10 protein-coding genes are annotated in these 13663 nt (G+C 40.8%); 8 read left to right on the top strand and 2 right to left on the bottom strand.

The genetic code is table 11. The features are described 5' to 3' along the window. Positions 1–9: 9 nt before the first annotated feature. The 3 genes from ACJJVZ_RS11730 (at position 10) to ACJJVZ_RS11740 (ending at position 7583) form a co-directional block, all read left to right on the top strand. Positions 10–3156, top strand: coding sequence for a glycosyl hydrolase family 18 protein (locus tag ACJJVZ_RS11730; RefSeq protein WP_405600629.1), 3147 nt, complete (start codon positions 10–12; stop codon positions 3154–3156). A gap of 64 nt (positions 3157–3220) precedes the next feature. After that, the gene (locus tag ACJJVZ_RS11735) at positions 3221–4816 is read left to right on the top strand and encodes a lytic polysaccharide monooxygenase (RefSeq protein WP_405600631.1); all 1596 of its coding nucleotides are present in this window, start codon (positions 3221–3223) and stop codon (positions 4814–4816) included. A gap of 136 nt (positions 4817–4952) precedes the next feature. Beyond that, positions 4953–7583, top strand: a complete 2631-nt coding sequence (locus tag ACJJVZ_RS11740) for a glycosyl hydrolase family 18 protein (RefSeq protein ID WP_405600633.1) — start codon at positions 4953–4955, stop codon at positions 7581–7583. 99 nt (positions 7584–7682) lie between these two features. Here the strand turns inward: ACJJVZ_RS11740 and ACJJVZ_RS11745 are convergent, their stop codons facing one another. Continuing rightward, a complete protein-coding gene (locus ACJJVZ_RS11745) occupies positions 7683–8102 on the bottom strand; it encodes a GNAT family N-acetyltransferase (protein ID WP_405600635.1) in 420 nt (139 codons plus the stop codon). 630 nt (positions 8103–8732) lie between these two features. Between ACJJVZ_RS11745 and ACJJVZ_RS11750 the strand changes: the two genes are divergently transcribed. The 5 genes from ACJJVZ_RS11750 (at position 8733) to ACJJVZ_RS11770 (ending at position 12225) form a co-directional block, all read left to right on the top strand. Then, entirely contained in the window at positions 8733–9365 is a 633-nt protein-coding gene (locus tag ACJJVZ_RS11750; RefSeq protein ID WP_405600637.1) for a trimeric intracellular cation channel family protein, read from the top strand. A gap of 65 nt (positions 9366–9430) precedes the next feature. Further along, positions 9431–9652, top strand: coding sequence for a hypothetical protein (locus ACJJVZ_RS11755; protein WP_226894517.1), 222 nt, complete (start codon positions 9431–9433; stop codon positions 9650–9652). Positions 9653–9873: 221 nt separating this feature from the next. Beyond that, positions 9874–10125, top strand: a complete 252-nt coding sequence (locus ACJJVZ_RS11760) for a Rho-binding antiterminator (protein ID WP_405600639.1) — start codon at positions 9874–9876, stop codon at positions 10123–10125. Positions 10126–10390: 265 nt separating this feature from the next. Further along, a complete protein-coding gene (locus ACJJVZ_RS11765) occupies positions 10391–10927 on the top strand; it encodes an Eco29kI family restriction endonuclease (RefSeq protein ID WP_405600642.1) in 537 nt (178 codons plus the stop codon). Between the two features lie 149 nt (positions 10928–11076). Beyond that, the gene (locus ACJJVZ_RS11770; RefSeq protein WP_405600644.1) at positions 11077–12225 is read left to right on the top strand and encodes a DNA cytosine methyltransferase; all 1149 of its coding nucleotides are present in this window, start codon (positions 11077–11079) and stop codon (positions 12223–12225) included. A 165-nt stretch (positions 12226–12390) separates the two neighbouring features. Here ACJJVZ_RS11770 and ACJJVZ_RS11775 read toward each other — a convergent pair whose 3' ends face one another. Further along, on the bottom strand, positions 12391–13407 hold the full coding sequence (locus ACJJVZ_RS11775; RefSeq protein ID WP_138585966.1) for a LacI family DNA-binding transcriptional regulator: 1017 nt from the start codon (positions 13405–13407) through the stop codon (positions 12391–12393). Positions 13408–13663: the final 256 nt, after the last annotated feature.

Raw genomic sequence — 13663 nt, forward strand, 5'->3', positions numbered from 1 at the left:
GAGGATCAAATGAGCTCACGTAAAATGATTAAAACCCCCTTTAAACTAAGCGTATTGTCACTGGGTATTATCGGTTTAAGCGCGCATGCAGCAGTTGATTGCAGCGTATTAGATACATGGCAATTAGGCCAAACTCATACTCAGGGTAACCAAGTTAAAGCGCAAGATAATGCGTACCAAGCAAAGTGGTGGACACAGTCTAACCCTGTTGAAAATGATGGTGAGTGGCAAGAATGGATTAAATTAGGTGTGTGTGACAGCGTTGTCAATGATGCGCCTGTAGTCTCTATTTTAACCCCCACAGATGATTCTCAATTTTCCATTAAAGACAACGTTGTCATTTTGGCTGAAGCGACAGATACAGACGGCACAATTGATCATGTTAAATTTTTTGTTAACGGATCCCTGATCACAACCGATAGCATTGCTCCGTATAGCGCTCGTTGGCAAGCAATAGTGGGGACGCATCAAATAAGTGCAGTGGCGACTGATGATAAAGGATTGCAGTCGAGTCAAGTTTCCAGCACCGTTAATGTTAACGATGTTGTGGTTGAACCTACAAATCAAGCACCCATGGCGACTATTTCTTTTAGCACCTCATCAGATCCACTTGTTGTTGGCTCACGTGTTGTGTTTGAGCTCTCAGGTACTGACGATGATGGCCAAGTAACGCAGCTTAATTTTGCAGTCAATGGCAGTGATGTATACCAAGCAAATACACCATCAAGTCGTTATGAACACCAAGTAACAGCAAGTGGAGATGTGACTTTTACACTAACGGTAACAGATAACGAAGGCGCGACCTCACAAGCAACAAAGGTATTAACAGTTGCGAAAGAGGGGACTCCCAGTGACGGCGTTGATGAGTGCAAACCCCAGGGTTTATATCAAACCCAAGGTGTGAATACCCCTTATTGTACTGTGTATGATGCCCAGGGACGAGAGGTTATGGGGGAGGATCATCCTCGGCGCGTAATCGGTTATTTTACTAGCTGGCGTAATGGCGCAAATGGTGAGCCACGTTATTTAGTGAACGACATTCCGTGGGATAAAATCACTCATATCAACTATGCATTTGCACATGTTGATATAAACAATAAAGTGTCAATTGGCGACCCAGCTGCACAAGGGAATCCAGCAACAAACATGGAATGGCCCGGTGTGGTCGGAGCTGAAATGGATCCGAGTTTTACGTATAAGGGGCACTTTAATCTTTTAAATAAATACAAAAAACAATACCCACAAGTAAAAACGTTAGTGTCTGTTGGAGGCTGGGCAGAAACTGGCGGTTACTTTGATAGCACAGGCCGCGTTGCAAGTGGTGGATTTTACACCATGACAACTCTAGCTGATGGTTCGGTGAATCATTCAGGTATTAATGCATTTGCGCAAAGCACCGTTGAGTTTATAGAAAAGTATGGTTTTGATGGTGTTGATATCGATTACGAATATCCTTCATCAATGAAAGATTCAGGCCACCCTGATGATTTCCCTATTTCAAATGCACGCCGCGCTGGTTTAAATGCGTCATATCAAGTGCTAATGAAAAAAGTACGCGAAGCACTCGACCGCGCTGGCGAAAAAGCAGGTAAACATTACCTCTTAACAATAGCATCCCCTTCTTCAGGTTATTTACTGCGTGGTATGGAAACATTCCAAGCGGTCAAATACCTCGATTATGTCAATATCATGTCTTATGACCTACACGGTGCATGGAACTCACATGTTGGTCATAACGCAGCCTTGTTTGATACCGGTCAAGATTCAGAGTTAGCTCAATGGGATGTGTATGGCACCAAAGAGTTTGAAGGTATTGGCTATTTAAATACAGATTGGGCTGTGCGTTATTTTCGTGGCGCCATGTCAGCGGGTCGTATCAATATTGGTTTGCCTTACTACACTCGGGGATTTAAAGATGTAAGTGGTGGAACTAATGGCTTATGGGGGCAAGCTGCTTTACCTAATCAAGCCAATTGTTCGCCTGGCACCGGTGTGGGTGAAAAAAATAAATGTGGAGATGGTGCGTTAGGCATAGATAATCTTTGGCATGATAAAAATGATGCAGGCCAAGAAATGCCCGCAGGTTCAAACCCACTTTGGCATGCTAAAAACCTCGAACGTGGAATAACCCCTTCGTATTTAGGTGCGTATGGTTTAACGCCCAATACTAACCCAGAAGATAAATTAACGGGCACTTATACACGCTACTACGACAATGTTGCCATTGCGCCTTGGTTATGGAATGCAGATAAAAAAGTATTTCTTTCAATCGAAGACGAAGAATCAATGACGGCTAAAGTTGACTACGTGATCAACAATGGCTTAGGCGGCATCATGTTTTGGGAGCTTGCAGGCGATTTTGATTACGACTCACAAAAGAATGAATATTTCATGGGGACGACGCTTACGTCTCTTGCGTATGACAAATTTAACCAAAGTGGTGTTGTATATAATGTGCATGGCGGCAACCCAAGTTTTACAGTGCCAACAGAGTCCGTTGATGTAGCGTTTGCGGCGAATAGCTTTCCTGTGGGGGATGATAATTACCCGATAAGTCCTACTTTTTCGTTTACTAATAACTCATCTATTGATTTAAGCGGTGCAAAAATATCATTTGATGTACCGGTATCAACCTCAGCTATTTTTAAATCAAACTGGAATGCCCAAGAAAAGCTGGGTATGGCAGTCGAAGTAAACGGCTCAAATACAGCGGGTAACAATATAGGTGGTTTTGAAAATGAGTTTCACCGCTTTTCTATCACTCTTAATAATGAATGGGGCGATATACCAAAAGACTTTAGTACAGGCGCCACCGTTAACGCACAAGTGATGTACTACATGCCCATTACAGGCCCAAGTAACTTTACTATTGAAAAAGATAGCAACGTTTACGCATTCAAATTTGAGTACCCGCAACTCCCAACGGCAACAGCAGGTAATACGAGTGAGCCAAGCAACTCAGGCACATGTGAAGGTGTTGCTGTGTCATCAATTCCAGTTTACCCAAACTTTCCACAGAAAGATTGGGCAGGAAACCCAAGCCATGCCACCAGTGGCGATTTAATGACCCATAAAAATTCGGTTTTTAAAGCAAAATGGTGGACCACGTCTGAGCCAGGCGCTACGGCTGATTGGATCAAACGTTGTAGTCTGTAAATAAAACCACTTTAGAGGCAAAGAAAAACTTGCCTCTGCCTAAAGTCTTTTGAAGGATAAAATAATGACATTAATTAAATTTAAAACTCTATCGCTCTCAGCAGTTTCAAGCTGTGTACTGCTTGCAATTATGCCTGCTCAGGTTACTGCGCATGGCTACATGGATAGCCCAAAAGCACGGCAAGCATTTTGTAAAGCTGATGCAGGTTATTGGTGGCCAACTGATGGCAGCGCGATTCCAAATCTAGCATGTCGTGCAGCATTTTTAGAATCAGGGACAGTTCAGTTTGTTCAAGATATTGAATTTTCTGTTAATACTCCCGATTACCTTAGTCAAGCAGCGGTTGAAGAAAAAGTACCCAATGGGTTATTGTGCGCTGGTGGCGATAATGAAAAACGCGGTATGGATTTACCATCGCCACACTGGCAACGCAGCGATATTGTGCCTAACGCTAATGGCGAAGTAAAAATACGTTACCTTGCTACAACTCCTCACAACCCAAGTTTTTGGCAGTTTTATTTAACCAAGCCGAGTTTTAATGCTGCCACTGATGTGTTGACGTGGGCAGATTTGGAACTGGTGCAAGAGCACAGTAACATTGATTTCACTAAAGGCACCCAAGGTAACCGTTACTATGAAATGAATGTTGCAATTCCACAAGGTCGCAGTGGTAATGCCATTTTATACAGCCGTTGGCAGCGTGTGGATCAAGCTGGCGAAGGTTTTTATAACTGTAGCGACATTAATATTATAAGCGATGCAACACCCGTTGAACCAAGTCAATGGAGCGGTGTTGGCTACTTTGTACGTCAAGGTCAAACTGCAACAGTGGGGGATACTATTTGGGCACGCTTGTTTGACGAAAGTGGCCAAGAAGTTATTAACCAACAATTTAAAGTAACGGCTCAAAATAGTGCCAACTGGCAGCAAGCATTAGCAGCACAGCTTAATCTTGATTATGCACATTTAATGCAAGTCGGGGTACAAAACGAAGCTGGCGATATTGTATTTAATGATTCAGATACTTTAATTAATCAAGTTTATAGCAGCAATGCTGACTATACCTACACCTTAAGTGTGCAAAGCTCACCAACAAATACGGCACCGATTGTTAATGCTCCTGCTGATTTAGTCATTGATGAAAACACCTCAACAAAAGTGCACTTACATGCGTTTGACGATGAACAAAATACGCTTACTTATAATTGGTCAGTGCCAGCCCCGCTTAGTTTTACAGGTGGGGATGCAAATATTGAACTCAACGCCCCTGAGGTAACAGCTGATAAGGACTATACGGTTTCAGTGTCGGTATCCGACGGTGAACTTACCACTCAAGTGCGTTTTAAAGTAACTATTAACGATAGCACAGTTGTCGATTCTGATGCTCCTAAGTGGAGTGGCTCCGCAGTATATCAAGCTGGCGATAAAGTCACTTATCAAGGCGTTGTTTATACCGCTAAGTGGTGGAACCAAGAGCAACAACCCGATGAATCAAATGCGTGGGAAGGTGAAACATCACCAGAGCAAAGCAATTTATGGAAAGCAGGTAAAGCCTACCAAGGTGGCGCCGAAGTGATTTTTCAAAACCAAGGTTATCGCGCTAAATGGTGGACTCAAGGTGATACACCTGGGCAAGCCAGTGTGTGGGCCAAGCTTTAACACACTAATTTTTTAGTTCGCATTTATTAAAAACACAAGAGCGTGTTGCTTTTTTAGGAAGGGATTAAATCCCCCTAAAAGAAAAAATTTTAATTTTTAAAATCAACACGCCTTTGTAACAAAATGAGAGAAAAATATGAATATTAAACAGTTAACAGCCGCCATTGGCGCAGTATTATTTGCAAGTACAGCGATTGCCGCACCGTCTACACCAAGTATTAATTGGGAACCGCAACAATATTCTTTTGTGGAAGTGGATTTGGAGGGGAATGGATCATATAAACAACTTGTTACCCGTGTGGAGCAGGTGAATATCAATATTCAATGGAGTGCATGGAGCGGTGACGGTGGTGATAGTTACAAAGTTTACTTTGATGACATATTGGTAAATGAAGGCACTCTTGCGGCAGGTTCTAAGACCGGGACTATTTCTTTTCTTTATGACAAAGCAGGTCGTCATACATTGTACGTTGAGTTATGTGAGGGAGGGGCTACGTGTGCTCGCAGTGCAGGGAAACCAATTGTTATAGCCGATACCGACGGATCTCATTTAGCGCCACTGCCAATGGATGTTAATTCAAATAACCGTGACATTGGTGTTAAACAAGATTTGGTTACCGGTGCTTATTTTGTTGAATGGGGCATTTACGGGCGTGACTTTGATGTAACAAATATCCCCGCACAAAACCTAAGTCACATTCTATATGGCTTTATTCCAATTTGTGGACCAAACGACTCACTGACAGGTAATCCTAAACGCTCGTTGGAGATAGCGTGCGCAGGGACACAAGATTTTGAAGTTGTTATTCACGACCCATGGGCCGCTGTACAAAAAGCATTACCAGGTGTGGATGCAAACGATCCAATCCGTGGTACGTATTCACAGTTAATGGCGCTTAAACAGCGCTACCCAGATCTGAAAATCTTACCCTCGGTGGGTGGCTGGACACTATCAGATCCATTTTCTAGTTTTACTGATAAAGCCAACAGGGACATATTTGTAGCATCAATGGAGGAGTTCTTAAAAACATGGAAGTTTTACGATGGTGTTGATATTGATTGGGAATACCCCGGAGGTGACGGTGCAAATAAAAGTATAGGCGATCCTATAAATGATGGTCCAGCCTATGTGGCATTAATGCAAGAGCTGCGCGCCATGCTTGATCAACTTGAAGCGGAAACTGGCCGTACTTACGAGTTAACATCAGCCATTGGCGCAGGGTATGACAAAATTGAAGACGTTGATTACCAAGCAGCTAGCCAGTATATGGATTACATTTTTGCGATGACTTATGACTTTTACGGCGCATGGAGTGGCGTAACAGGTCATCAAGCTGCACTTTATTGTGGTGAGCATATTAGCGCAGGCGAATGTAATGGCACGGGCTTAGATGAAAGCGGTGAGCCACGTAAAGGCCCCGCATATACAACAGATAACGCAGTGCAGTTATTATTAGCGCAAAATGTACCATCTAAAAAAATTGTAGTGGGCGCTGCAATGTATGGCCGTGGTTGGGAAGGGGTTTTTCCAACAGGTACCACTATTGATGGTAATCCAATGACAGCAACCGGCTCAGGTCCATTAAAAGGAAGCAACGCGCAGGGCGTATGGGAAGACGGTGTAATTGATTACAAAGGCATTAAATCTTTCATGATTGGTACTGATGGCATGGGCGTGAATGGTTTTGAAGTGGGTTATGATGATCAAGCTCAAGGCGCGTATGTGTGGAATCGCTCAACAGGAAAGCTTATTACATACGATAATGCTAAATCTGTCATTGCAAAAGGCCAATATGTTCAACAGTACAACTTAGGCGGCTTATTTGCATGGGAAATCGACGGCGATAACGGCGATATTCTTAATGCAATGCATGATGGTTTAGGTGGCGTTGTGCAACCGGTTAATAACAAACCTGTTTTAAATGTACAAAGTACAGTGACAGTCAACGCAGGTGAATCAGTATCTGTAAGTGCAACCGCAACCGATGCCGATAACGATGTCCTCACATTTTCGTGGACAGCTGCTGCGCAGTTATCCATTTCAGGTGAGACAACAAGCACAGTGGCAATTACTGCCCCAAATGTGAGTCAAGATAGCCAGTTTGCAGCAACAGTTAATGTGTCTGATGGTAAAGTAACCGTTAGTAAAGCAATTGTTGTTAATGTACTGGCACCAACCAGTGGTGGTGAAAATACCGCACCCGTTATTAACACCCTTGCAGATATAACCCTTGAAGAGGGCGCAACTGCAACAGTTTCAGTTATTGCAACCGATGCACAAAACGATGTACTAACTTATAGCTGGAGCGTACCTGCAGGGTTAAAGCGTGTCGGTGACGGCGCAAATATCAACCTTGAAGCAGGCGCAGTTGCACAAAACACAGACTTTACGGTTTCTGTTTCTGTAAGTGATGGTCAGGTTTCAACTACACAAAACTTTACTGTCACTGTAACAAATAACGATTCAACAACCCCTCCAGCAGTAGATGCATGGGATGCAAGCAAGGTATACGTTAAAGGCGATACAGTTGTATTTAATACAATAACTTACAAAGCTAAATGGTGGACTCAAGGAAATAGCCCTGACTTAGGTGGGCCGTGGGATGCGCAATCACCACCTACAGATGGAGAAGGGAATCGAGCTTGGCAGCCATCGGCGGTTTACAACAGTGGTGATAAAGTTATTTATCAAGGTAACCAATATCAAGCTAAATGGTGGACGCAAGGGGATAAGCCAGATTCAGCGAGCGTATGGCAATTGCTTTAGTAATATAACCTGAACTTTGGGTAATAAACCTATTTAAAGCAGCTTTAGGGCTGCTTTAAATTTTATTGCATTATTTGACGTCTATTTTTGATCGCGTTGTTATACGTTTAGCTGCTTTTGTAAAAAATAACTGGTGTGTCCATTAGGCATGTTGGCTAATTCACCAAAAATAGAATATCCCGCTTTAATATAAAAATCGAGTGCCTGAAATGTGGTTGTTTCTAGCCGTACATTTTTAATTCCTTTTGACAAAGCATAGCCCTCCATTTCAGATAAAAGTTTAAGTCCCCAACCCACTTTACGAACACTGGTGTCAACCCATAGGCCTTGAATGTGCATCCATCCCCAATTAATTTCACCTAATATGCCGGCAAAAATTTCATTTGAGTCATTTTTTACAAAAGCAGACACTTTTTCTCTAAATACAATGCCAGTAAAAGATTCATTAAATGCAGTGAGACCAGCTTTTAAGGCTTCAAAATCAGCCTCTTCTGGGGGCATAGGTGTTGTTAATTTCATGGTGTTCGGGCATCTCCATTTTATTAGTATGCTTTGCGTAAGATACAAAGTTGTAGCGAACTAGGGCGTGTTGATCTTTGTAGATTGAAATTTGTTCAATTTAGGGGCGATTTAATCGCGGCGCGAGGTTTGTAATCGAGTGGGCTCGGTAACTGCTCCTGCGTTACTCTAATGGCTTACATCCCTGTAAGAATAAGTAAAAACTGAGCAACAAAGAGTTAATCGCCCCTAGATCGAGCTCAAAGGGCAGCGCATGTTTGGCATTTTTGCTGCGTTATCGCCTATTTATGGGGAACAACCACACGACATAGGCGCTACCTTGCCTAAGTACCAAACAGTCTGCTGCAAAATTAATCACGAAAGGTCAACACGCCCTAGTGTAGCAACTTTTATGCGTTAATATAGGCTGTTATTTACCTGATTAAGGTCGCAACCTAAATTAAAGCGTTTGTTCATTTTAGTGTGTAAAAAATACATATAATTAGAATAATTACCTTGGGTAAGTCGCATTTAATTTTCTATAAGTGAAATAAAGTAAATACTTTCAATTTGTTATGTTTATATTTCCCTAATTGTGACTTTGGTATGCAAGTTGAATCAGTGCCTGATATATTTTAAAAAGGAATGACCATGACTGCTGACTACTTTATGGTACTAGGGCTGATCGGAGTCGCTTTTTTTGCTGTTGCGGGAGCGTTGCTCGGGTATGAAAAAAACATCAGCGGATTTGGTGTCGTTGTGGTGGCAACGGTTACCGCTTTAGGCGGCGGGACCCTCAGAGATATACTTTTAAACAAGCCAGTATTTTGGATTGCAATGCCTGAATATTTATATTTTACTTATGGCGCCGTCATAGCAACAATTGTATTTATTCGATATCTACCGCACGTTAATAACTATTATTTTTTACTCGTAGACGCTGTTGGTATGGCATTATTTAATATCATGGGAATCGAAAAAGCACTAATTAATGGCTCTGGCATGGTTGTCGCCATTACCATGGGTATAACAACAGGGATTTTTGGTGGGTTAATACGCGATGTTATTTGCCGTGAGGTACCAACCGTTATGCGCAGTGAACCTTATGCATCTGCATGTTTAGCTGGTGGGCTTGTTTATGGTGCTTTATTTAGTCTTAACATAGATTATATTTGGTGCATTTTAGGCTCATTTTTTACCACTCTATTTTTAAGATTGGGCTCACTGCATTGGGGGTGGCACTTAACTATATTCAGAAAAAAAGACGTCAGAAACCAAGGTTGAGTATACTGGAGATAGTCCACGAATGTTAAAACCTGCATTCGCATTACGAGTATTTGTTAATTTTAATGAATTTTTTATTAGCGAGTGGCTTTTTATTATTAGGTTTATCATTTAAGTTAAGGGCGATCCCTAATACGTTAACGGCTACGTTTAGCTTTGACGGCGCTGAGTCACTAATGTCTGTATCGGCTTTAGGTTTGCTTAGCGGCTCGTTTATGATTGCGTCAGTTATAGGCTTAGTCGCATTACTTACCTTGTTTGCCAGTAACCGTTGGTGGCGCAATTAGGGGCTTTCTAATTATTGGTAGCGGGCAAGGTATAATTTAATACTTTGTTGTAGTGCCTCTGTATCTGTTTTTATTTTATAAATATAAACTGACCGACAAACAGCACGGAGTTTTAAATTTTATACCCGTTGCTATGGTTTACGGTGGATTGGCGGGTTTGATGTATTATTTGCTGTGTTATTGGGCTTAGGGTTATTTTAAAATAAAACAAAGGATCTTTTATGATTAGTTGCGACCAACACGATTATGTTGAAATAGCCTGTATGAACCGTTTACACGTTGAGATTGTTTTAAAAAGTGGTGACACTATGCGTGGTATAGCAACTGACACAAAACGTAATGCTAATCGAGAGGAGTGCATAGTCGTTAACGTCAATAGCGAGCTGCAACTCATTGTGCTAACAACAATTAGCGTGCTTAAATCGTGCACACAAAACCCGTACTTTGACCAAGTTAGTTTTGATTCGACGTAAGTGATTCACTCAATTTAAATTATGAAGTATTTAGCTTATTACTTATAGCTTAAGTAGAACTCAGCTTAGCCATGATGATGTTTGTAATTAGATATCTAATTACAAAAATTTACTTAATTTATATTTAGTAATAAAAACATAATAAGAGCTAACGCGGGGATATTAGCTAGTTAAATTATAGACGGAGTTAGTCTATTCATATTGTAGAAAAAGTCCTTGTGTTATAAGGTTCACATGAATTTTAATTAAATTATGGATAATTTAAATGACAATCAATGTCTTGTCTCAAACATTTCAATCACATCAACTTGTTCAACTCGCAAATGAAGCTGCACGATTCCTTGAATCCACACCAAAACATCAATTACCTATAAGTAGTCAATTTAATGGTTCGGGAGTTTATGCACTCTATTACAGTGGTAAAAACCCTAAATACTTAGCTCTATCAGGTAAGCCTATTTATATTGGAAAAGCTGTCCCTACTGGAGCTAGAACTGGTACGTTCATCGCACGTGAAGAACCCAAGTTGAAAAACAGACTTAACGAGCATGCAAGAAGTATCAAGCAAACATCAAATCTTAATATAATGGATTTTAAATGCAAATTTATGGTCATACCTATAGAAATGAGTGCAATTATCTCTGTGGTTGAATCAGTCCTTATCAATAGATACCAACCAATATGGAATACAAAAATAGATGGCTTTGGAAATCATGATCCAGGTAAAGGTCGTTACGAGCAGGAAAAATCTGAATGGGATAAAATACATCCGGGGAGAGCTTGGGCTGAAAAATTAAAATAGTAAAGTGAGAGTTAGCAGAAAGTAAGGCCGCAGGCCTTACTTTCTTTGAATAAATTAGGATTAAGAAGTATAAAGGCAAAGAAGATTTACACTGAAATAAGTAGTAAACTTGAGAACAATAACATGAAAAATACGGTTTTAAGGTTTCTATGAATTCAATTGAGCTTTTTTCTGGTGGCGGGGGGTTGGCGCTTGGTTTGGTTAAAAGTGGCTTTCATCATAAAGCCATTGTTGAGTTGAACAAAAATGCTTGTAAAACAATTAGACTCAATAGTGCATTTGATTTCGGAAAATGTGTGTATGAATGCAGTGTCGTAAACTTTGATTATACAGCGATTGATGCTGATATCGATTTGATATCGGGAGGCCCACCTTGCCAGCCTTTTTCTTTGGGCGGTAAAGCGAAAGGGAATGAAGATTCTAGAGATATGTTCCCTCAAGCAATTCGCGCAATTCGTGAAAAAAGACCAAAAGCTTTCATATTTGAAAATGTTAAAGGTTTAATGAGAAAGTCATTCTCTGATTATTTTGATTATATTACTTTACAGCTTCAATATCCCTCGTTAAACAAAGCTATTGATGAGCCTTGGCGGCTACATAAATCTAGATTGGATCACTATCATGCTCAAAGTGATCACATGCAATTAGAATATAAAGTAACCTGTAAGCTTGTTAATGCAGCTGATTATGGTATTCCTCAAAAGCGAGAACGCATTTTTTTTATTGGCTTTCGATCGGATATTGACCAAAACTGGGAGTTTCCTAAACCGACTCACTCAGAAGAATCTTTAATTTGGGATAAGTGGGTTTCAGGTGAATATTGGAAGCGGCACAATCTGCCTGTGCAAATTGCGCAAGAAAAAATGTTAAAAAAAGTGGATAAGATTCGCCAGAAATATCGCTTATCAACGCCACAAAGCCTGCCTTGGGTAACAGTGCGTGATGCTTTATCTGGTTTACCCGACTGCGAACATGAAGATGCAAAAAATTATAATCAACATGTGTTTAAAGGTGGAGCTAAAATCTACCCAGGTCATACTGGTAGTTATATCGATGAGCCTTCAAAGGCTCTTAAAGCAGGAGCGCATGGCGTGCCTGGTGGAGAAAATATGATTCGTTTTGAGGATGGTAGCGTTAGATATTACACTGTTCGCGAAAGTGCAAGAATACAGGCTTTTCCAGACGATTTCAGTTTTGAAGGTTCTTGGGGGGAAGTGATGAGGCAGTTAGGCAATGCAGTTCCAGCTAAGCTTGCAGAACAAATTGGCTTGTCAATATTCACGGCGCTAAAGAAATAACAAGTTGATTCCTAATCGTTTAATAAGCGTCACGCAAAACCTAAGGTAGAAAAGCAAAAATTGCTACCTTAGGTTTTGCTAAATATAAGAGTTGGAAAATTAGAATTTATTGGTGTGACAGTCCCAGATCAGGTTCGTATTACATAATGTCTCAGAGTGCTTAAATTAACTTGAGCCTCTGGCAATTAACAGCGGGGGTAATAAGGTGCTTTGTACTTCTTGTCCGCGTATAAGTTTTAATAAATTTTCCACCAGCATTTGCCCAGCAACCGTCGTATTTTGCTCTATAGTCGTAAGTGGTGGGTTTACGTAACTTGCTATGGCTATATTATCAAAGCCAACAACTGCAACGTCTTTAGGCACACTAATACCAGCTTCTTTGAGTGCCCGTATTGCACCAATTGCAATTAAATCACTGGCTGCAAATAATGCATTAAATTTAATATTATTTGCAATTAAAGAGCGGGTCGCGTGATAGCCAGACTCTTCAGTGGATATTGCGTTTGCCATTTTTCGCTCGTTTAAGGTGACATTATTTTCAAGCAGCTCATCTTTGAATCCTTGAAAACGAGAGAAAAACTCAGGACTATGATCCGACGCATCACCAATAAATGCGCAATCAGTACGACTATGGGCAATAAAATGGGCAGCAGCTTGTTTACCTCCACCGTAGTTATCGCAGCAAACGGTGAGATCTGGGCGGTTATCAACTTTTGCACCCCAGCATACAAATTTAGTATTTTGCTCTAGTAAGGTATTAAATTTTGGTTGAAAATCGATGTAATCGCCATAGCCAAGCAAGATAATTCCATCGGCTCTGTGGCTGTCTTCATAGTCAGCTTGCCAATCGGCGCTAGCAGATTGAAACGAGACTAAAAGATCGTAACCTTCTTTTGCACACGCGCGGGTAATACTGCCGAGCATAGCTAGAAAAAAGGGATTAATTTGCGAGTCATCTGAGGTTGGATCTTCAAACAAAAGCAGGGCGAGTGTGCTACTTTGCTGTGTGCGAAGGTTGCTGGCATTTTTATCTACTTTGTAATTAAGTTTTTTTGCTATGTCGTGAACACGTTTGCGGGTTTCTTCGTTAACAAGTGGACTATTACGTAAAGCACGAGATACAGTTGATTGAGATACCCCTGCATAATGGGCAATGTCAAATGATGTAGCTTTACCTTTCATTTGTTACAACTTAATTGAAGTGATAAATAATTGTGCCATTTTCGTTTATTAATTAATTTTTTCAAGCTTTTTGTGTTTAAACGCATTTATTTATTGATTTGGCAATGACACCGGTGTCATAATGTGGACGTTTTATCATTTTGTTGTCAAAACGTATTAGCTGCCTATGTTTGTTTTATAGGCAGTATTTTTACTGTGATAGCTGCCTTGGGGTGATAGCCCAAAGTAAATAAATATCAATGGTTTACCATTGTAG

Source organism: Pseudoalteromonas sp. Ld19 (assembly GCF_045064135.1).
Taxonomy (GTDB): domain Bacteria; phylum Pseudomonadota; class Gammaproteobacteria; order Enterobacterales; family Alteromonadaceae; genus Pseudoalteromonas; species Pseudoalteromonas aliena.